Origin of the sequence: Thalassospira sp. MBR-102 (assembly GCF_040549275.1) — a bacterium.
Taxonomy (GTDB): Bacteria; Pseudomonadota; Alphaproteobacteria; order Rhodospirillales; family Thalassospiraceae; genus Thalassospira; species Thalassospira xiamenensis.
Window position 1 is genome coordinate 1 of the sequence record NZ_JBEPTC010000012.1, and the last position, 21,012, is coordinate 21,012.

A 21,012-nucleotide genomic window follows, 5' to 3' on the forward strand; every position below is an offset into this window, starting at 1 on the left:
AGGCATAATCCCCTCGGCACACTCAAGCCAGCTTTCAAACACCTCTAAAAGAAAAACCCCGCCAAAATATGACGGGGTTTGTCAGCGGTCTGACGGGTCGTGCATTGCACGGCCCGTTTTTTTATCAATTTTGTTCAAAATTCCCCGTTTGGACGCGACTTTGCCGTCGCCGTGTCATTTTTTAGCGAGAATTTTGGTTTCAAACAGTTTTTGTCCTTGCCAAGCGAATGAAGAAAAACCATTTGAAAAGGCAGGTTTTTGAAGCTGTTAGTTCATACTGAATACCGGGGCACATTAAATGGCACTTGATGCCGATATCCTTCTTGATCGTCGACGTTTGAAAAAATCGATTTTCCGCTGGCGGGTCCTGGCGGTCGTTGCCGTCATCATTGCCATCGTGATCGCCTTTGCACGCAGCGGCGCAAGTGACGCCGTATGGGGCAATATTGGTCCGCGCATTGTCGAGGTGAACATCGAAGGGGTGATTACAGAAGATCCCTATCTTCTGGATGCGCTGGAGGAGATTGAAGAAGACAGCGATGTCGCAGGTGTAATTGTCCATATCAACAGCCCCGGTGGCACCATGGTCGGTGGCGAGGCGCTGTTTGAAAGCCTGCGCCGGATTGGTGAAACCCGACCGATCGTTGCTGAAATGGGAACCGTGGCCGCATCGGGTGGTTATATGGCCGCCATTGCCGCCGATCATATTGTCGCCCATCGCGGGACGGTGACGGGATCGATTGGTGTGATTTTCCAGTCGATGAATTTCAACGGCACGCTGGAAAAGCTTGGTGTCGAGCCGCTAACGGTTAAAAGCGGCCCCCTGAAAGCCGTGCCAAACCCGTTTGAACCGACGGACGATGCCGCGCGAACGGCTATGGAAAGCCTGATTTCAGACATGTTTGGCGTGTTTGTCGACATGGTCGCTGAACGACGCGGCATGGATACCGATACCGTACGGAAATTGGCCGATGGTCGGGTTTATACCGGTCAGCAGGCCGTTGCGAACGGTCTGATCGACGAAATTGGTGGTCGACGCGAAGCTTTGCGTTGGCTGCAGGATGAAAAGGGTGTTGCACCCGATGTGGCAGTTGTGCCGCTTGAAATCGATTATCCGGATGACTCCCTCATGACGGTGTTATTCGAGGGAAATATCGGAAAAATGCTGTCATCTGAGGGGCTTAAACTTGACGGGTTGCTGACTGTCTGGCAACCTGAGTGAAAGCGCCGACGTGACGTAATCTAACCTTTGGTTGATTGGATATCTGTCAGAACGAACAGGATGGGGCCTGAATATGACAAAATCAGAACTGATCGCCCGGCTGGCCGAGATGAACCCGCATCTGTATCAGCGCGATGTGGAACGGATCGTGGCGACGATCTTTGACGAAATTACCGAGGCTCTGGCACGCGGGGATCGGGTTGAGCTGCGCGGCTTCGGCGCATTTTCCGTGAAACAGCGTGATTCCCGGGTCGGACGCAATCCGCGTACCGGTGAGGCTGTGCCTGTGGGCGAGAAAAAGGTTCCTTATTTCAAAACCGGGAAGCAGCTGCGCGAGCGTCTTAACTGACAGTTTACCGTTTTGAGCGGCTTGCTGTTCGTATGCGAACTGCGTTAAACCAAGCCTGCCGGGTTTTCACGGTGGCTGTAAAGTCATTTGAAAATATTTCCGTTTGACCATATCGGGTCCATGCTTTGGCTTGTCTGATGTGTGGGCTATGACACCATGCCTTTTTGCCCGTCGGCACCAGGAGTTAAAATGCGCATTCTCTATTGGATCATTTCCATTCCGCTTGCGATCCTGATTGCGATTTTTGCCGTGTCGAACCGGGCGTTGGTGACATTGTCGTTGTGGCCGTTACCCTATGAAGTCGATATGCCGCTTTTCCTGCCGATCATGGTTGCACTGTTGATCGGGCTTGGTATCGGCTTGACATATGAATGGCTGGTGCATGGCAAGCATCGTCGTGCGGTCAAGCGCATGGATACAGAATTGCGTCGATTGCGCCCGGAAGAAACCGGCAACGACACGCCAAATGACAACAAGGTGATCAGCCAGCAGAAAGCGTCCTGACAGGAAAGACTGCGACGCGCGGGCCAATATTGTGCCTATTTCGGGTTGGTATTTCGGTTAAAATCGGCTAAGTCATGCCCGGTCCGCCGCAACTTCGTGGGCCAATCATGAAATTCCAGCCCGCCGGAGGACCCATGACCCAAGCTATAGCCCCCCAAGACCGTATTTTTTGCGCCATCGACACCACTGATCTTGCACATGCAGTTGATCTGGCTTCTCGTTTGTGCGGAGTGATTGGTGGGGCGAAGCTTGGCAAGGAATTCTTTGCGGCCCACGGCCCGCAGGGCGTGCGTGAAGTCGCAAAAGCCGGGCTGCCGATTTTTCTGGATGTCAAATATCACGACATTCCCAATACCGTTGCTGGTGCCGTGCGTGCGGTAACGCCGCTTGGCCTCAGGATCGTGAATGTTCATGCCACGGGCGGCCTTGAGATGATGAAACGTGCTGGTGAAGCCGCACGTGAAGCCGCCGACAAAGCAGGTGTTAACGCGCCGTGGGTTATCGCGGTAACGATCCTGACCAGTCTGGATCAGGCTGACCTCGATGATGTTGGTCTGAGGGGACCGATCAGTGATCGTGTTGTCAAACTTGCCGAATTGACCCAGAAGGCCGGTCTGGACGGGGTTGTTTGTTCCGCACAGGAAATTACAGCGGCACGTGCGGCATGTGGACCTGATTTCAAATTGATCACACCGGGCATTCGGCCAACCTGGGCAAGTACAGATGATCAGAAACGCATTGTCACGCCGCACGATGCCATGGCGATGGGAACGGATGTGATGGTGATTGGTAGACCGATTACCAAAGCTGATGACCCGGTTGTGGCCGCAAAACGCATTGTTGCAGAACTCTCCTGATCCGATTTATCCATTTTGTAATTCACGCAGGTCCGGTGTTCAACCGGGCCTGTTTCAGTTGTGACGTAACCGCATAGTTTTTATGCCAATTTCGCGATGGTGGAATTTGTGCGCTGCACGCAGAATTGAATCTTTTCAAGCTTTCGGCTGATTAAAGCGCTTCGCAAACACGTCCGAAACTTGTCGCCCGACATTATCCCGCATTGGTGCGATGCACCCCTGGACATCCTGATCATGATAACTGCTGCTGCCCGTAATGGTTTCTTTGGAAACCTTCCGATCCTTGCTCTTGCGCTCGCATCCTTCGGGATCGGCACGACCGAATTTGTTATCATGGGATTGTTGCCGGATGTGGCGACAGATCTTGGTGTAAGTATTCCCGATGCCGGGTTGCTGGTTACCGGTTATGCGTTGGGTGTTACGTTTGGCGCGCCGTTTCTGGCGATTGCGACGTCAAAAATGGATCGTCGTCATGCCTTGCTGATGCTGATGGCAATTTTCATTTTCGGCAATTTCCTGTGTGCGATGGCACCGGACTACTGGCTTTTGATGGCGGCCCGTGTTGTGACCGCATTCTGCCATGGGGCATTCTTTGGTCTGGGGGCTGTTGTTGCGGCAAATCTTGTTGCGCCACATAAACGGGTACAGGCCATTGCCTTGATGTTTTCCGGTCTGACATTGGCGAATGTTCTTGGTGTCCCGTTTGGCACGGCACTTGGTCAGGAACTTGGTTGGCGTTCGACTTTCTGGGCGGTTGTCGGGATCGGGGTTTTTGCGGCTGTGGCACTTTATTTCTGTTTGCCGCGTAAAATCGCCGCATCGGGCGGTAGCTTGATTGCCGAAGCCCGGGCTCTGGCGAAAACCCAGGTTATCTTTGCCATGGCGATCAGTGTTCTGGCTTCTGCCAGCATGTTCAGCGTGTTTACCTATATCACCCCGATGTTGCAGAACATCACCGGCATTTCGGCACGGCAGGTGACCTATGTTCTGTTGCTGTTCGGTGCCGGTTTGACGATAGGCAACTATATCGGTGGCCGTCTGGGGGATTGGCGCCTGATGCCCGCGATCATTGCGACGTTTGTTCTCCTGATTGCGATACTTGCCGTATTTGCTGAAACCATCACCAATGTGATCCCTGCTGTGGTAACGGTTTTTGTCTGGGGGGTGGTTTCCTTTGCACTGGTTTCGCCGCTTCAGATGCGGGTGGTTAACGAAGCCACGGAGGCACCCAATCTTGCATCGACCCTTAATCAGGGGGCCTTCAATCTTGGTAATGCTTCTGGTGCCTGGTTTGGCGGTATCGCGATTACACAGGGCGTTTCCTATCAGGATATCCCATGGCTTGGTGCCGGGATTGCGGTGATTGCCTTAGTGTTTGCAGTCTGGAGCCACCTGATTGATCGCCGGGACGAGGCCTTTATCGAAACCGCAGCCAGCGCCTGACGGATTTCGGAACCAAATACAAAGCCCGCCGGAAACCATTCGGCGGGCTTTGTCGTGTTGTAAATAAGCTATGTAGAACCTTATCCGGTCCAAACCTGCATCTGATCCCAATACTGGCTGATGGTGCTGCCGTACTGGTCGATGATCAGTTTGATCGAAATCGCGATAGAGGTGACAACCAGAAGCGGGCGTACGAGCCGTGCACCGACCTTCATCACCATATGCGATCCGATCTGGGCGCCGATCAAAGAGCCGACGGCCATAACCGCTCCGATGATCCAGACGACTTCGCCACCGGCAATGAACATGACCAGTGACGCAAAATTTGATGTGAAGTTCAGAACCTTGGTATGAGCAGTTGCCTTTGTCATGTTGAAGCCAAGCAAGGCGACAAAAGCGATGGAAAAGAATGACCCGGTACCCGGTCCGAAAAAGCCGTCGTAAAAGCCGATGCCAAATCCAGCCGTAAAGGCAAATACGGACTTGCTGATGATCTGATGGGCGTCAATGTCACCAACGCGCGGCGAGAAAAGGAAATAAAGCGCAATCAGGATCAACAGGGCCGGAAGGATTTTAAGCAGGATGCTGGCATCAAGCATCTGTACCAGCACGGTGCCAAGTGCTGATCCGGCAAATGTCAGGACAATCGCCAGTACCATATCGCGCGGATCAACATAACCCTTACGGATAAAGTTGATTGAAGATGTCAGGCTGCCAAAGCTGCCCTGCAGCTTGTTGGTTGCCAAAGCCTGTGCCGGGGTAATGCCCGCCCAGAGCAGGGCCGGGATGGTAATCAATCCGCCGCCGCCGGCTATTGAATCAACCATGCCGGCGAAGGCTGCGACAGCAAAAAGTATCAGTAAAAGATCAACGCCAAATTCCATTGACTGAAATCCTGTGGATGGCACGTAAGGTGGGGCAGACGGGCCGGGTGGCAATAAACGGCGCAATCATATGTACTTGGCGGTTATCGTCCATTGTTACTTTGTAATGGCGACAATGTTGTTTGGTGTGCTGGCTTGCCAATCACCGGGCCGGGTTCTAGATATGTTTGACCCATTCATTTTGCGAGTTTTCCAATGCCTGAATTGCCTGAAGTCGAAACGGTGACACGCGGTCTGACGCCGGTGATGGAAGGTTTCGTGGTTGATCACGTTGTGCAACGCCGTCCAAACCTGCGTTTTCCATTTCCGGAAAATTTTGTGGGGCGCATGGCGGGGCGCCGGATCAATCAGCTGACCCGTCGGGCAAAATATATCCTGGGCTATCTGGATGACGGGCAGGTTCTGTTGGTCCATCTTGGAATGTCGGGCCGGATGACGATTTTTGATGATCCCTTGGTGCGGGTTCCAGCCCCTGCAAAGCACGATCACGTCGATTTTGTCATGCAGAGTGGCGCGGTTGTCCGGTTTACCGATCCGCGGCGGTTCGGTGTCATCACCCTGATTGCTGCGGACGAGGTTAACACCCACAAGATGCTTGCCGATATTGGGCCGGAACCATTGGGCAACAGTTTCAATGCGACCGTTCTGGCGGCGGGAATAGCCAAACGCGCAAGTCCGATCAAAACGGTGCTGCTTGATCAGCGATTGGTTGCGGGACTTGGTAATATATATGTATGCGAAGCATTGTTCAGATCGGGCATCGCGCCGGACCGTTTGGCCAAGGATTTGAAACCGGACGAGATTGAACGTCTTTATCGGGAAATCCGGTTGGTTCTTGAGGACGCGATTGCCGCCGGAGGATCGAGCCTGAAAGATCATCGTCAGGCCAATGGCGAGCTTGGCTATTTTCAGCACAGCTTCCGCGTCTATGGCCGAGAGGGTGAGGGTTGCTTTGCCGATGGTTGCGGCAGCACCGTCGGGCGAATCGTACAGGCAGGGCGATCAACCTTCTTCTGCCCGACATGTCAGAAATAAATCCCTGACCCGCATATGAACCGGGAAACCGACCTGGTTATCATTTGATCCTGCCGGTTTGGTTGCGGCCAGTAAATAAAATCGGTAAAACAGTATCAAAATATGGTTTCGACCGAATCGGCCTGCTTTTGAATGTGGGCGCGATTCTCCGACAAAGGATTAGCAGAATGTCTTACGAGAACATCATTGCCGAGGTTAAGGGTAATGTCGGTCTGATTACCCTTAACCGCCCGCAGGCGCTGAACGCACTTTGTGCGGCATTGATTACCGATATCGGTGAAGCGTTTGATCAGTTCGAAAATGATGAAAACATTCGCGCCATCGTCATTACCGGATCGGAACGGGCCTTTGCCGCCGGGGCCGACATCAAGGAAATGGCCGATTACGATTACATGGATGTTTATAAGAACGACTTCATCACCAAGGGCTGGACGCGGGTGGCAAGCTGCCGCAAGCCGGTTATTGCCGCCGTAGCGGGCTTTGCGCTTGGCGGCGGTTGTGAGCTTGCGATGATGTGCGACATCATTCTTGCGGCTGACACCGCAAAGTTTGGCCAGCCCGAAATCACCATCGGAACCATCCCCGGTGCGGGCGGGACACAACGCCTTACTCGCGCCATTGGCAAATCCAAGGCAATGGAAATGTGTCTTACCGGTCGGATGATGGATGCAGAGGAAGCTGAACGTTCGGGACTCGTTGCGCGAGTCGTCCCGGCCGACTCGCTTTTGGAAGAAGCCATGAAACTGGCCGATAAAATCGCTTCTTTCTCTGGCCCTGTTTCGATGAAGGTCAAAGAAAGTGTCAGCAAGTCCTATGAAATGACCCTGACGGAAGGGCTGATGTTTGAACGTCGCGAATTCCATTCGACCTTTGCCCTTGATGACCGTGCAGAAGGCATGAAAGCCTTTTCTGAAAAGAGAAAACCGGACTTCAAGCATCGTTGAATCTGATGGCTTATTGCCCCGGTACCGGCGATGTATTGCTGCCCTGTAGCAGTCAAGAGTCGTAAACCGCGGAAATTCACCGGGATTGAAGGTATCGGGGGTTGACGAGGGTTTCCGACGGAGCTATAAGCCGCGCTCCGAATTACGTAACATTTGTTTTAAGAGACAGGTTCGCAATGGCTCACCATAAATCGGCCAAGAAGCGCATTCGCCGCAACGCCGCACGTGCAGAAGTTAATGGTGCACGCATCGGTCGCATTCGTACCTTCGTTAAGAAGGTCGAGGCTGCGCTGAACGTTGGCGACAAAGATGCTGCTCTGGCTGCGCTGAAAATTGCAGAGCCGGAAATGGCGCGTGGCGCGCAGCTCGGCGTTCTGCATAAGAACACCGTCGCTCGCAAGGTCTCGCGTCTGACCGCTCGCGTCAAAGCGCTCTAATTTATCCCTTACGGGATGGCGAGTCGAAGGCCGTGCTTGTAGCATGGCCTTTTCGCTGCCCGGATTTCGTCGAATCACCTTTTGTTCCTTGGTTGCGGCATCGCAAAAAACCGCACAAACAAAGGACTGTTTTGGTGCCGAAATCCTTTTAACGTTCTGTTAAAGATCGCCTTGCCTGATGTGGATCGCATCAGTACAGTGTTTTGACTTCGCTGGCCGCGCAACGCGGCGAAAGACGAAGAACCAAAAAACAAAAGGCGCGAGTACGCTTCCAAGACTTGGTGGAAGACAGGCGTGTTGATCATGATCGTGATCAACGCGGGCGAGTACTTTTTTGTCTTTCGCGTTTTGTTTGGTAGTGAAGATTGATTAAGCGGGGAAAGGTTCTAACAGTGCAGCACGCCGTTAGGGGAACGCAATCGGCACTCGGGGAGTCCAACGGGGGGATTCCGGGTGACCAGCAGGCGGCACTAGACGATCACGCGAAAGCGACATGGCAGGTTGTCCGCGAAAAGCTTCGTTCGGAGTTTGGCGCGACTGCTTATCGCTATTGGCTTGATCCCGTCGCATTGATCGCCGTCGAAGCGGGGGTCGCACGTCTTGGTGCGCCAACGCGTGCGATGCGTGACTGGGTAACCCAGCACTATCTGGATCGTATTCAGTCCTTCTGGCATTCCGAGGACGAGAATATCCATTTTGTCGAGATCGTTGTTGTCCAACCGGCAAATGGAAACGGCCAAAAAAACGCATCTTCTTCCGCAACTTCTAATTCAGCGGCCCAGTCTGCCAATAGCAGTGCACGCGGACGCATCTCTGACGATGTCGCGCGACTGGATAAGGCTGCGAACGAGGTGACTGGTGCCGAAGGTTCCGGCCTGTCCTATGCGGGCAATGCAAAAGGGCTGGTGTCGGGTGGTCGCAAGGCAATTGGCACCATGTCCGACGACGGCATATCGGCGGCTCTTGATCCCCGATATACTTTCGACAATTTCGTGATCGGAAAGCCGAACGAATTCGCCTATGCGGCAGCACGCCGTTTGGCAGAGGCCGAATCGGTGCCATTCAACCCGCTGTTCCTTTATGGCGGTGTCGGTCTTGGTAAAACCCACCTGATGCACGCGATTGCATGGCATATTCGCCGCACGCAGCCGCACCGCACGGTGATTTACCTGTCTGCTGAAAAATTCATGTACCGCTTCATCCGGGCCCTGCGTGACAAGAACACCGTCGATTTCAAGGATCAGTTCCGGTCCGTCGATGTTCTGATGGTTGATGACGTTCAGTTCATTTCGGGCAAGGACTCGACCCAGGAAGAATTCTTCCACACTTTCAATGCGCTGGTGGATCAGGGGCGTCAGATCATTGTGTCTGCTGACAAGTCGCCATCCGATCTGGAAGATATCGAAGAACGCCTGCGTTCGCGTCTTGGCTCGGGCCTTGTTGCCGATATTCATGCTACGACCTATGAACTGCGTCTGGGTATTCTCGAATCGAAGGCAGAGCGTCAGAACATAGAGCTGCCACAGCGTGTGATGGAGTTTCTGGCTCACAAGATCACCGCGAACGTGCGCGAGCTTGAAGGTGCGCTTAACCGCGTGATCGCCCATGCGCAGCTGGTCGGTCGTGAAATCAGTCTCGAGATGGTTCAGGACGTGCTGCACGATGTCCTGCGCGCATCCGAACGCCGGGTTTCGATTGAAGAAATTCAGAAAAAAGTTGCCGAGCATTTCAACATCAAGGTGTCGGACATGCATTCCGCCCGTCGCGCCCGGGCAGTTGCCCGTCCGCGTCAGGTTGCGATGTATCTGTCCAAACAATTGACGACGCATTCCCTACCGGAAATCGGTCGTAAATTTGGCGGTCGTGACCATACGACCGTCATGCATGCAGTTCGCAAGATCGAAGAGTTGCACGTGAGTGATCCGTCGCTGTCGGAAGACATCGACCTGTTGCGTCGTATGCTTGAAGGCTGATCGCAGTTTGAAAATACGCTACGGGTCACGGTCCAGGGACGGTGGCCCGTTCTGATTCCAGTCGGATATTTACGGTAATCGACGGGCTGAAAATCAGGCATCGCGCGGGGTTCCGCCTTTTGCGTGCATTGGGTGGAAAAATATACAACGACTCGTTTTGTTTGCTTGGGTTTAAGCCTTAAAAATCCTTCGATTTCCCAGCATGCATGTTATAATGCGTCTGCCTTGCCCGAAAGGGTGGAGCAAAAGCGACAAAACCGATTATAAATCAATTTGTTAAACCAATACTGACAGACGGATAGGACGGGCATGAAGCTGACCATTGAACGCGCGGCTCTGTTGAAATCTTTGACCCATGTTCAAAGTGTGGTCGAACGGCGCAATACCATTCCGATTCTGTCCAATATTTTGCTGCGGGCGGAGAATGACCAGCTTTCTCTGACGGCAACGGACATGGATCTTGAGGTGATTGAAACCACCACTGCAGAAGTCAGTGAAGCCGGTGCAACCACAACCCCCGCCCATACCCTTTACGAGATTGTCCGCAAGTTGCCGGAAGGCTCGCAGGTGCAAATCGCGCTTGAGCCAGGTGCAGGGCGTCTTACCCTGTCGGCGGGTCGTTCGAAATTCAATCTGGCGGTTCTTCCGGTTGATGACTTCCCGGTCATGTCTGGTGGCGAGCTTCCGGTCAGCTTCGGCCTTGCCGCGGCGGAACTTCGCGGTCTGATTGATCGTGCCGAATTTGCGATTTCGACCGAAGAAACCCGTTATTACCTGAACGGTATCTATTTTCATGCGACAGACGCCGAAGGAACCAAGATCCTGCGTGCGGTTGCAACCGATGGCCATCGTCTGGCGCGGGTCGAAGCACCGCTTCCCGATGGGGCGGAAAACATGCCGGGCGTCATTGTGCCGCGCAAAACCGTTGGCGAATTGCGCAAGCTGATCGAGGAAACCGGCGAAGCGGTCGATATCGCATTGTCCGATACCAAAATTCGCTTTGGTTTCGGAAAGGCGGTTCTGACCTCCAAACTGATCGATGGTACGTTCCCGGATTACGAGCGAGTCATTCCGTCTGGCAATGACAAGACCCTTGATATCGAATGCAAGGCATTTGCAGACGCTGTTGACCGCGTTTCCGCCATTTCGATCGAAAAATCGCGTGCGGTCAAAGTCGTCATGTCGGGTAATACCCTGACCCTTTCTGCGTCGAGCCCGGAACACGGAACCGCATCCGAGGAACTCGAAATCAATTATGATGCTGATGACATCGAAATCGGTTTCAACTCGCGTTATTTGCTCGATATCGCCAAGCAGGTGAAGGGTGACACCCTGAACCTTCTGATGTCGGACGGATCATCGCCGACCATTCTGCGCGATACCGATGATCTGTCGGCATTGTATGTTCTGATGCCGATGCGCGTCTGACGGTTAGCGCACTTTTGCTGTGGCTGTTCTTGCCCATAATCTTCCACACCAAGACGGTACGTCGATGACGAACCGTCTTGCAGTTTCCCGTATACAGCTTGGTGACTTTCGGTGTTACGAAAGTCTGCGCCTGTCGCTTGACGGGGCTCCGGTGGTTTTGACCGGTCCGAACGGGGCCGGGAAAACCAATCTGCTTGAAGCGTTATCGCTTCTTTCGCCGGGAAGCGGGTTAAGGCGAGCCAAGCTGGGCGAGATATCGCGCAGGGTGCCGGGCGAAGACGAGGGTAGCGTAAGGGCCTGGGCCGTTTCAGCGCACCTGACCACACCGGATGGTGAATATCAGGTTGGATCAGGCCTTGATCCTGCGGCTCTTGCGCAGGGGCGCGAAAAACGCGCCGTGCGTATTGATGGTGAAAGCCAGCGTGGGCAGGCATCACTGGGCCGGGTTTGTGCCGCGGTCTGGCTGACACCGCAAATGGATCGTCTGTTTCTGGACGGCCCATCGGCGCGTCGCCGTTTTCTGGATCGTCTGGTTTATGGCCTTGATCCCGAACATAGCAGCCGGGTCGCCGCGTATGAACATAGTTTGCGCAGTCGTGCCAAGCTTTTGAAAGAAGGCAAAGGTGACGACAGGTGGCTGGCCTCGATCGAGGATTCGATGGTGCGTCATGGTATTGCCGTTGCGGTTGCGCGCGCTGAATTGCTGGCAAAGCTTGGCCGGGCCGGGACTATGGTTGTTGGGCCTTTTCCGGCGGCAAGACTTGCACTTGCAGGGGATCTTGAAAACTGGCTGGAGCAGTTGCCAGCGATTGAGGTTGAAGACAGGATGCGGGCGGCATTGCGCGATGGACGGTCACGCGATGCTACCTATGGCGGGGCTTCCGTCGGACCACAACGCAGTGATTTGCTGGTGTGGCATGATGCCAAGAACCAGTCGGCAGATCAGTGTTCGACGGGCGAACAAAAGGCCCTACTGCTATCGATGATTATGGCCAATACCCGCTTGCAGAGCAAAGCACGCGGAGCTGGTCCGTTGCTGTTGCTTGACGAGGTTGTGGCGCATCTGGATGCAGAGCGTCGCCGCTACCTGTTTGATGAAATCGTGGCGCTTGGCGTCCAGGCCTGGATGACAGGCACGGACCGGGCGCTGTTTGAAGGTTTGGACGGACGTGCGCAATTCTTCCGCGTGGAAGATGCCACACTGACCGCTGAAACCACTCCGTGAATGCCGAGGTTGTGACGCTATGACCAACGAAACAGAAGCTCCGAAAACCGCCGAACAGCAGGCGCAGGATTACGGTGCAGAATCGATCAAGGTTCTTAAGGGCCTTGAAGCGGTGCGGAAACGCCCGGGCATGTATATCGGCGATACCGATGACGGCAGTGGCTTGCACCACATGATCTACGAAGTTGTCGATAACGCGATTGACGAGGCACTCGGCGGGTATTGCGATACTGTCTGGGTGCAGCTAAACGGTGATGGGTCGGCAACGATCCGCGATAACGGCCGTGGCATCCCGACCGATCTGCACAAGGAAGAAGGCGTTTCTGCAGCCGAGGTCATCATGACCCAGCTGCATGCCGGTGGTAAGTTTGACCAGAACTCCTATAAGGTTTCTGGCGGTCTGCATGGCGTGGGTGTGTCGGTTGTGAACGCCCTGTCGACTTTGCTGAAACTGCGCATCTGGCGTAATGGCAAGGAGCATTACATGGAATTCTCCGGTGGCGATGCGATCAAGCCGCTGGAAATTGTTGGTGATGCGCCGATGACGGCAGAGGGCAAGCCGCTGACCGGGACCGAAGTTACCTTCTATCCCGATGCCGAAATCTTCACGATGACCGAGTTCAACCTGCCGACGCTTGAACATCGTCTGCGCGAACTGGCTTTCCTGAACTCTGGCGTGATCCTGACGCTGCGTGATGAACGCCATGGCGAACCGGTTGAAACCAAGCTGCATTACGAAGGTGGCATTCGTGCTTTTGTCGAATATCTCGATCGTAACAAGGCACCGCAGATCGAGGAGCCAATCGCCATTGTGGGTGAAAAAGACGGTATTACCGTTGAAGTTTCCCTGCAGTGGAACGACAGCTATCACGAAACCACGCTGTGCTTTACCAACAACATTCCGCAGCGTGATGGCGGAACCCACATGGCCGGTTTCCGTGCGGCTCTGACCCGTCAGATCAACTCCTATGCACAGGAAAGCGGGATTGTGAAAAAGGAAAAGGTCAGTCTTTCGGGGGATGATGCCCGGGAAGGCCTGACCTGTGTGATTTCGGTCAAGGTACCGGATCCGAAATTCTCATCCCAGACCAAGGATAAGCTGGTTTCGTCCGAAGTTCGTCCGGTTGTCGAAAACATCGTGAACGACAGGCTTCAGCAGTGGCTGGAAGAACATCCGCAGGATGCACGCAAAATCGTCACCAAGGTGGTCGAGGCCGCGTCGGCCCGCGAAGCGGCGCGCAAGGCACGTGAACTGACCCGTCGTAAAGGTGCGCTTGATATCTCATCCCTGCCGGGCAAGCTTGCCGATTGTCAGGAACGCGATGCGTCCAAAGCCGAACTGTTCATCGTGGAGGGTGATTCCGCAGGTGGATCGGCCAAACAGGGCCGTGAACGTGGCTTCCAGGCAATCCTGCCATTGCGTGGTAAAATCCTGAACGTTGAGCGCGCGCGTTTCGATAAAATGCTTTCAAGTCAGGAAATCGGTACGCTGATTACCGCCCTTGGCACCGGGATTGGCCGCGATGATTTCAATATTGAAAAAACGCGCTACCACAAAATCATCATCATGACTGACGCCGACGTCGATGGTGCGCATATCCGAACCCTGCTTCTGACCTTCTTCTATCGTCAGATGCCTGAACTGGTTGAACGGGGATATCTCTATATCGCACAACCACCGCTTTATCGCGCCAAGCGAGGTAACTCGGTCCAGTACCTCAAAGATGACCGCGAGATGGAACAGTACCTGACCGCACAAGGGACCGAAGATGCGTTGCTGACGCTCAATGGCGGCGTGCAGGTTGCTGGTTCGGATCTGGTGCGGATTGTGGAACTGGCGCGCAAGGCCAAGGGACTGCTGGAGCCGCTTTCGCTGAAATTGCCGATTTCGATTCTCGAACAGGCCGTACTGGCGGGTGCCCTGAACCCGGCATTGCTTGACGATGATGCCAAACGTCAGGAAGCAGCGAATACGCTTGCTGGTCGTCTTGATCTTCTGTCCGAAGATTTTGATCGCGGATGGAAGGGCGAGGCATCCCAGGATGAAATCGTCATGTGGCGTATGCTGCGCGGTGTCGAAGAACGTCACGTCATTGATGGCAATATCCTGCGTTCAGCCGAAAGCCGTGCGATTGCCGGGTTGCTCGTTGAACTTCGCGAATTGTTCGAAAGTGGTGCTGAATTCGGTGCCAAGGACAAGATCTGGAAAATCAATGGTCCGGTCGATCTGGTCAACGCGGTAATGGAATATGGTCGTCGCGGAATTTCGATCCAGCGCTATAAAGGTCTGGGCGAAATGAACCCCGATCAGCTTTGGGAAACCACCCTTGATCCGAATGTCCGCTCGCTTCTTCAGGTCCGTGTTGATCATGCAGATGAGGCTGAGGAAGTCTTCTCGACCCTGATGGGTGACGTCGTTGAACCGCGTCGTGATTTCATCCAGTCGAACGCGCTGAAGGTTGCCAATCTCGACGTTTGATCGGTTCGGAAGTTGTGAATTGACTCATAAAACTGGAAACGCGACGCATAAATCTAGAATCTGTGACACATAAAATTAGAACGAGCAGAGCAAGTTCAAGTGAATGCTATGAATTCGCTCTGCTCGTATTTAACCGGTGAGATTTGTTGCATCTGGGCGCCTAGTTAAGTTAAAATCGTCCCAACAACACCCCCCCCCCACGCTTAGCCTGCAGTTCTTAGGAGCTCAGTGATGCGCCTCTTGGGGGGTTATTTTTTACCAAAATCGCGAGTTGTTGTAGGTTTTACCTCTTCCGTGAAATTTATTCACGTCATAATGTGAGCCGAATATGGTGATTAATCGGCTCACGAGGGGGTATTGTGATGGGCAAATGGAACTGGCAGCACAGTGACTGGCCCAACTTCACTTGGGATAGGCAGCAGACCCAAGTCTTCTTACCTTCTGTTTATCATAAACAGGGATACGTGGCCGGATTGGTCAACTCGCTGAACGGCAGACGAGCCTTAATCACCAAAGCACTTACTGAGAACATTGTTGCTTCTTTTGCAATTGAGGGCGAGTACCTAAACGCAACTGATGTATCCGATGAAATCGAGCGCGGGTTTGGCCAACCTTCCTCTTATGATAAGGCCAAGAGTGTCGGGCTACTGGAGGGAAATGCTGCTGCTTTGATATCAAACGTTTTTGACAAGCCGTCTGAAGGCCTTACTCAGCATCGATTAGGGGTGTGGCAGTTCTGTATGTTCGAGAGGACATACTCACCGGCTCAAATCGGGCAGCCTGCAAGATGGCGAACCGAAGATATCAAGGTGGTTTCCAGCGGAATCGGCGATCGGAAAATTCATTTCGAAGCCCCTGACGCATCACGCGTCGCAATCGAGATGGAAGCATTCCTTAATTGGTTTGCTTACAGTCGGGAAAACATAGAAATAGACCCGATCTCGCGAGCTGCTTTGGCGCACCTGTGGTTCGTGACCGTGCATCCGTTCGAAGATGGCAATGGCAGGAGTGCACGCGCGATTGCTGATTTTGCACTGTTTCAGTCAGACAAAAACGCTGTCTTGTACCCAATGGCGCCTTACATTTTAGCCGACCGTGAGAACTATTACCGAGTGTTGGAGCGAACTCAGTCTTCCGGTTTGGACATAACCGAATGGATGGTTTGGTTCTTCAAAACGCTGGAAAATGCACTCGACGGGGCGATAACGAGATTAAACTGGAGTGTTGAAGCGAATAGCCTCGCGACAATGCAGCCAGAAAATCGACTTTTGACACAACAAGTAAGAATTCTTGTGCTGCTGCATGATGATGCGGATCAAAATGTCATAAGCGCATCACAATATGCTGCGATTAATAGCGTTAGTAAGGCGACAGCGACGCGCCACCTTACTGACTTGGTCGACAAGGGCTATCTATGCGTTTGCGAAGGGCGCGGTCGTTCAACGAAATACCGTTTGTCAGGCAAATAATTGATCAGGCATTAGACCATGCCAAAATCTGGTATGCCCTGACGCATGATTTCGCGAAGGGTAAGAGAATAGCGAGAGGGTCGGGTGTCTCCTTTTGGGCGACGAACAATCTTCATTTCGCTGCCCGTTTCATCAAATTCGATTATCCCGACTTGATGAATGTCCAGAGCATCAATCGCAAAATTAATTTCTTCTGATGGCCAACGGAACGAGCTGTTTCTACAAAGCCATACGTGCCGGAAAAAGCTCGAGCGATAATCGATATCTGATAGCAGGTTCTGGAAAGCGAGTTTGTTGTTTCCTGGGGAGCCGGTCATGAACATGAAGCCGTCAACCAGCTGTAAGGCGCCATCCTCGCCACAGCGAATGCCAACAGCGTCAATGCTGACGAATTCGAAGTTGTATCTTTTAAAATAGATACTGACATCGTCACCTCCATAAAGAAGCGACTTGTGCTCATCGATCAGAGCAAGCGCGTCTTTTCTGTGAAGGGCGTCTTTGGGCATCAGGAACGTTGGAGCGGCTGATGAAGAGTATTTGCGGTTCGTTACTTCACTGAGGATTTCCTTGATGCGCACAACCGGGACCTTTTTGTCTCGCATCTCAGCCAAGAGATCGAGTGCAGCGTCTGGATCTGCGCTGTGAATACGTGCGAACAATTCTGCAGTGTGAAAGTGACCCAGTACGTCAAACAGGGCATTTGGTTCGAGTGCGCGCTGTCCGAGAATTTCTTGCAGTTTCATTTTTTCGCGATCTGCGATGGCATTTCCGCGGATGAGTGTTGAGCGCATGCGTTGCAATGCGTTGCGTGTGTATCGCGTTTTCTGAGCAAGCATTTCCCAGAAATGTTCTTTATTTGCAGAGTATTGTTTACCTGCTGGCGTTTTCTCGATCGCATTAATGAGCATTGCGATCTCTGTCCATGGAAGTCTGCGATCCCGGGCATTATCGAGTTTTGCAAGAAGTTCATCGAACGATTGTGTGCTCATTTTGATTCTTTTCCACGGTTTTGGAAGTTTCTTTCAATCATCAATAGCAGAAATTTTTGATTGTGCAAAGTTGATTTGATTCATAATATGCCACGAATCATAACGTGGATTGTGAATGATGTTTGACCCCCATGCACAAAGAAGCAGGAAGGTTGTCCGACGGACAACGCATCGTGTTGTTGGTCGTTTTCCAAGCTTGAAATCCAGTCGGGTTGTCCACTGGGAGTCCCAGCTCGAGCGCGACATGATACGTTTGTTGGAGTTTGATCCGGCCGTGTTGTCATATCGGGAGCAACCAGAACCTATTACGTATTTCGAGAGCGGAAAAAGGCGTAAATACACGCCCGATTTTATCGCGCAGATGACGAGTGGCGTAACTGTCTTTGAAGTGAAGCCTTACGAACAATCCATAACAAGTCCCTTGAAAGAGAGACTTGTGGCATTCCGGGAGCACTATGCCGCGCAAGGCATAGATTTCCTCGTAATGACTGAGCGCGAAATCCGAAAAGAACCGCGACTTTCAAACATCACCAAACTCTTGCGGTATCAGCGCGAAATCGTAAGTCTCGCCAGCAAGCAGGTTGTCATTGATCTCCTTGATAGCGGGGTTCAGACCCTTGAAGGGTTGTTCGAAAATCTGAAAGAGCATGGCGTTCCGTTCTCGCACGTCTACGCACTCATCTCTCAAGGCAGTCTTGGCGTCGATATTAATCACCCGATCGACAACGACGATACACCTGTTTATTTGCGGAGGGCTTCGTAATGGTTGCTGTCCGCATCGGTATGGGAACTGAGGTTTCTGTCGGCGAAACCATCTACGCTGTTCGTCGCTGCCTCGCAGGGGATATTCTGCAGCTTGAGTCGGAAGACGATGGCCAATTGGTGAAAATCCCAAGACCTGAGTTGGCGTTCTCCGTGGCCAACGGTGAAGCTTCTATCATCGTAGGTGATCGCAAGCGGCAGATACCTGAACGACAGGACCTCAGTGCCCTTCCTGAGAAAGATCGGGATGAACTTCGCCGCAGGCTTGTCTACGTAAAATTAGTTGAGAAGCCGAGGGTTACAGAGAGTGGCGCTGCCTTGATGAAAACCAGCATCGAAATTGGTGCAGCACAGCTTAACGACCTTAAACCGCCGTCAGTTGCAACTCTCTACAACTGGTGCAAACTTTACCGACGGGCTGGCGGCGACCCTGTCGCTTTGGTGCCGCAAACGAAGCGTCGTGGGAATCGACAACGGCGATTTTCTCCTGAGGTGCTTGAGATTCTTCAAAGCGTTATTAATGAGCGATTTCTGGTTACTTCCAGGCCTAGGCCGACAGATGTTTATTCTGCTGTTGTCGTCGAGATCGAAAGACTGAATGCATATCGACCATCTTTTGATCAACTCGTAGTCCCGACACTTAGAACTCTCTATCGTGAAATCGAGAAACTCGAGCCCTACACATACTTAAAGGGCCGATACGGGAAATACATTGCCGACAAGGAAACACGACACGTGGGAAAAGGCGCGTTTTCCTGTCGACCGCTTGAGCGGGTTGAGATCGACCACAGTCTTCTCGACATCATCGCCTACGATGAGGAACTCGATATTCCACTGGGGCGGCCAACACTCACATTGATCATTGACCATTTTTCACGGATGCCTTTGGGCTTTTATCTGGGCTTCGAAGCGCCAAGTTCAGCGAGTGTTATGATGGCACTGCGCAATGCGATTGGAACCAAGGAATGGGTCAACGAGCGTTACCCTGAGATTGAAGGCACATGGCCTTGTTATGGTGTGCCCGAGGTTCTTGTTACGGATAACGGGCCTGAATTCCATTCCAAAGACTTGGAAATCGCGTGTGCCCAACTGGGTATCACCATTCAGCATAACAAAGTGAAGTCGCCATGGACCAAAGGCGTTGTGGAGAGGATTTTTGGTGAGATCAACCGATCTCTGCTGTGTGATGCGCCGGGGAAAACCTTTCACAAGAAGGATGCACGCTCTGAGAATGATGCGGTTGGAGAGGCTAGCGTTCCTATCGCGCTTCTTGAGCATGTCTTGTGTAAATGGATTGTGGAAATTCATGCCAGGAAGATGCACGAGGGTATGCAAGCAATACCGCTTGAGAGATGGACTGAAGGTGTGGAGACGTTTCCACCTCGTCTTATTTCCGATCATGAGGACCTCAATGTTCTTCTTTCCTGCTTCAAGGAAGTTCGGAAAATTCACCCCAAAGGAATCGTCATAGAGGGCATTTGGTACAGCTCAAGAACGCTGACCAAGCTCCGCAACAGCTCTACCAAGGATTTTCAGGTAGATATGAAGTTTGACCCGACCAATATGGGCCGCATTCATGTCCGTGATCCAAGAACCAATACCTATTTCGAGGTCCCGGCATTGAATCCTGAATACGCAGAGGGACTGGGGCTATGGCCGCACAAGATCGTCCGTAAGTGCCTTCGGAAAATGGGAGCGCGCAAGATCGACCCAACTGAACTTGCGAAAGTCAAAGAACACATTCACGACCTTATTCAGGAAACGGCCAAGACCAAGAAGCGAAAACGCACGACCAATGCACGGATTGGACGTTTTCGTGAGTCTTCCAGTCAAGCACCCTCGAATGAAGATCGTGTGGTCGAGCCGAACACCTCTTATGAGATCTCATTTGACGCTACACCAACGGTTGAGGAGGAAGATTATCGCGACGAGCTAGGCGAAGATGACGACTTTCTTGCTGACGGCATGAGACGTATTCAGGCTGTCGGAAAGGACGACGTATGAGCATTTCTGTTAATCCAGACAAGTTTTCTGGCATCAATCAGGTGATGGGTGATGTGCTGATCCGCCATCGTTCCTTTAAAACCGGGTTGGCACGGCTTGATGAATGCATGCAGTCCTATACGGGCTATGGAGAGCCGGTTTGTATGCTTCTGCATGGTCCTTCAGGGGTTGGGAAGTCGACGCTTGCAAAGGCTTTTCTCGTCGATAACCAGCCGGTAGAAACCCAGGACCGTAAATTGGTTCCGGTTCTGAGCGCCGTAATTCCCGTGCCGGCAACGATGAAGAATATGGCGTCCGAGCTTCTCGATAAGCTTGGCGATCTTCTTTCTGATCGGGGCACACTTGAGCAAAGAACCAAAAGGCTACGCAAGCTACTCCGTGAGTGCGGCACGAAACTCATCATTCTTGATGAGTTTCAGCACTTTATCGATCGCAAGAGCGAGCGGGTTATCCTCGATGTTTCTGACTGGCTGAAGAATCTCATTTCCAACACATCGATCCCGGTGGCGTTGGTTGGGCTTCCGTATTCGAGAAATGTTCTATCGGCCAATGAGCAACTTATGCGTCGTTTTAGCTATCAGACAGAACTCTCTCCTTTTGACTGGAATGACAATGCGGAACGCACAGAATTTACTAGGATCCTTGACGCGATTGATGGAAAGCTTGCGGAAATCCTGGGAGGCAGAAGCGACTTGAAGGGTCAAGCTGTCCGCTGCCATGCTGCGACAAAAGGTCTGATTTCTCTTTTGATCAAGCTGATCCATGGTGCCGCATACGAAGCAGCCAAATGCAATGCTTCGTCGATAACCCGGCAGCATCTCGCCAAATCGTTCAGAGAGCGCCTTGTACCAGACCAAGCAGTTCTCAATCCATTTCTCGACAGTTGGGACGGGCAAGCAATCGACCCACTTCCCGAGAGCAGGCATATGTCGGTGGCGGGATGCATCCCGTCGATTAGCGCGAGATCACGTTCTCAAAACGTTAACGAAGTCCTCTCAGCAAGGTGAG

General features: G+C 52.6%; 19 protein-coding genes. 17 read left to right on the forward strand and 2 right to left on the reverse strand.

What is annotated here, in order from left to right; genetic code table 11:
- The 6 genes from ABIE64_RS17770 to ABIE64_RS17795 all read left to right on the forward strand — a co-directional run.
- The coding region (locus tag ABIE64_RS17770; protein WP_354378145.1) for a hypothetical protein at nucleotides 1-262 on the forward strand (262 nt) is incomplete at its 5' end.
- Nucleotides 263-298: 36 nt separating this feature from the next.
- Nucleotides 299-1,222, forward strand: a complete 924-nt coding sequence (gene sppA / locus ABIE64_RS17775) for a signal peptide peptidase SppA (protein WP_063092084.1) — start codon at nucleotides 299-301, stop codon at nucleotides 1,220-1,222.
- 73 nt (nucleotides 1,223-1,295) lie between these two features.
- On the forward strand, nucleotides 1,296-1,571 hold the full coding sequence (gene ihfB / locus ABIE64_RS17780) for an integration host factor subunit beta (protein ID WP_007088342.1): 276 nt from the start codon (nucleotides 1,296-1,298) through the stop codon (nucleotides 1,569-1,571).
- A gap of 189 nt (nucleotides 1,572-1,760) precedes the next feature.
- Nucleotides 1,761-2,075, forward strand: a complete 315-nt coding sequence (locus ABIE64_RS17785; RefSeq protein WP_063092085.1) for a LapA family protein — start codon at nucleotides 1,761-1,763, stop codon at nucleotides 2,073-2,075.
- Nucleotides 2,076-2,209: 134 nt separating this feature from the next.
- Nucleotides 2,210-2,932, forward strand: a complete 723-nt coding sequence (gene pyrF, locus ABIE64_RS17790) for an orotidine-5'-phosphate decarboxylase (protein WP_063092086.1) — start codon at nucleotides 2,210-2,212, stop codon at nucleotides 2,930-2,932.
- Nucleotides 2,933-3,166: 234 nt separating this feature from the next.
- The gene (locus ABIE64_RS17795) at nucleotides 3,167-4,375 is read left to right on the forward strand and encodes an MFS transporter (RefSeq protein WP_063092142.1); all 1,209 of its coding nucleotides are present in this window, start codon (nucleotides 3,167-3,169) and stop codon (nucleotides 4,373-4,375) included.
- Nucleotides 4,376-4,455: 80 nt separating this feature from the next.
- On the opposite strand, the gene ABIE64_RS17800 is transcribed toward ABIE64_RS17795, so the two are convergent.
- On the reverse strand, nucleotides 4,456-5,259 hold the full coding sequence (locus ABIE64_RS17800; RefSeq protein ID WP_063092087.1) for a TSUP family transporter: 804 nt from the start codon (nucleotides 5,257-5,259) through the stop codon (nucleotides 4,456-4,458).
- A gap of 195 nt (nucleotides 5,260-5,454) precedes the next feature.
- On the opposite strand from ABIE64_RS17800, the gene mutM reads away from it, so the two are divergent.
- The 8 genes from mutM to ABIE64_RS17840 all read left to right on the forward strand — a co-directional run bounded on the left by mutM (nucleotide 5,455) and on the right by ABIE64_RS17840 (nucleotide 16,249).
- Nucleotides 5,455-6,294 carry a bifunctional DNA-formamidopyrimidine glycosylase/DNA-(apurinic or apyrimidinic site) lyase gene (mutM, locus tag ABIE64_RS17805; RefSeq protein ID WP_063092088.1) on the forward strand — a complete coding sequence of 280 codons (840 nt, stop codon included), beginning with the start codon at nucleotides 5,455-5,457 and terminating at the stop codon, nucleotides 6,292-6,294.
- 167 nt (nucleotides 6,295-6,461) lie between these two features.
- Entirely contained in the window at nucleotides 6,462-7,238 is a 777-nt protein-coding gene (locus tag ABIE64_RS17810) for an enoyl-CoA hydratase (protein ID WP_063092089.1), read from the forward strand.
- 176 nt (nucleotides 7,239-7,414) lie between these two features.
- Nucleotides 7,415-7,675, forward strand: a complete 261-nt coding sequence (gene rpsT, locus ABIE64_RS17815; RefSeq protein WP_007088335.1) for a 30S ribosomal protein S20 — start codon at nucleotides 7,415-7,417, stop codon at nucleotides 7,673-7,675.
- Nucleotides 7,676-8,067: 392 nt separating this feature from the next.
- Nucleotides 8,068-9,648, forward strand: coding sequence for a chromosomal replication initiator protein DnaA (gene dnaA / locus ABIE64_RS17820; RefSeq protein WP_082822665.1), 1,581 nt, complete (start codon nucleotides 8,068-8,070; stop codon nucleotides 9,646-9,648).
- Nucleotides 9,649-9,957: 309 nt separating this feature from the next.
- Nucleotides 9,958-11,076, forward strand: a complete 1,119-nt coding sequence (gene dnaN / locus ABIE64_RS17825) for a DNA polymerase III subunit beta (protein WP_007088333.1) — start codon at nucleotides 9,958-9,960, stop codon at nucleotides 11,074-11,076.
- Between the two features lie 64 nt (nucleotides 11,077-11,140).
- Nucleotides 11,141-12,301: a DNA replication/repair protein RecF gene (gene recF, locus ABIE64_RS17830; RefSeq protein WP_007088332.1), complete on the forward strand. Its 1,161-nt coding sequence runs from the start codon at nucleotides 11,141-11,143 to the stop codon at nucleotides 12,299-12,301.
- Between the two features lie 19 nt (nucleotides 12,302-12,320).
- Nucleotides 12,321-14,780: a DNA topoisomerase (ATP-hydrolyzing) subunit B gene (gene gyrB / locus ABIE64_RS17835; RefSeq protein WP_063092090.1), complete on the forward strand. Its 2,460-nt coding sequence runs from the start codon at nucleotides 12,321-12,323 to the stop codon at nucleotides 14,778-14,780.
- Nucleotides 14,781-15,142: 362 nt separating this feature from the next.
- On the forward strand, nucleotides 15,143-16,249 hold the full coding sequence (locus ABIE64_RS17840; protein ID WP_354378146.1) for a Fic family protein: 1,107 nt from the start codon (nucleotides 15,143-15,145) through the stop codon (nucleotides 16,247-16,249).
- 11 nt (nucleotides 16,250-16,260) lie between these two features.
- Here ABIE64_RS17840 and ABIE64_RS17845 read toward each other — a convergent pair whose 3' ends face one another.
- A complete protein-coding gene (locus ABIE64_RS17845; RefSeq protein ID WP_354378148.1) occupies nucleotides 16,261-17,238 on the reverse strand; it encodes a hypothetical protein in 978 nt (325 codons plus the stop codon).
- Between the two features lie 115 nt (nucleotides 17,239-17,353).
- On the opposite strand from ABIE64_RS17845, the gene ABIE64_RS17850 reads away from it, so the two are divergent.
- Genes ABIE64_RS17850 through ABIE64_RS17860 form a run of 3 tightly spaced genes read left to right on the forward strand, consistent with a single transcriptional unit; the run spans nucleotide 17,354 to nucleotide 21,011 of the window.
- Nucleotides 17,354-18,001: a TnsA endonuclease N-terminal domain-containing protein gene (locus ABIE64_RS17850; protein ID WP_354378149.1), complete on the forward strand. Its 648-nt coding sequence runs from the start codon at nucleotides 17,354-17,356 to the stop codon at nucleotides 17,999-18,001.
- Nucleotides 18,001-20,004: a TnsB C-terminal domain-containing protein gene (locus ABIE64_RS17855; RefSeq protein ID WP_354378150.1), complete on the forward strand. Its 2,004-nt coding sequence runs from the start codon at nucleotides 18,001-18,003 to the stop codon at nucleotides 20,002-20,004. The genes ABIE64_RS17850 and ABIE64_RS17855 overlap by 1 nt, the downstream gene beginning before the upstream one ends.
- Nucleotides 20,001-21,011: a TniB family NTP-binding protein gene (locus tag ABIE64_RS17860; protein WP_354378151.1), complete on the forward strand. Its 1,011-nt coding sequence runs from the start codon at nucleotides 20,001-20,003 to the stop codon at nucleotides 21,009-21,011. The genes ABIE64_RS17855 and ABIE64_RS17860 overlap by 4 nt, the downstream gene beginning before the upstream one ends.
- The last annotated feature ends 1 nt before the right edge of the window (nucleotide 21,012 follow it).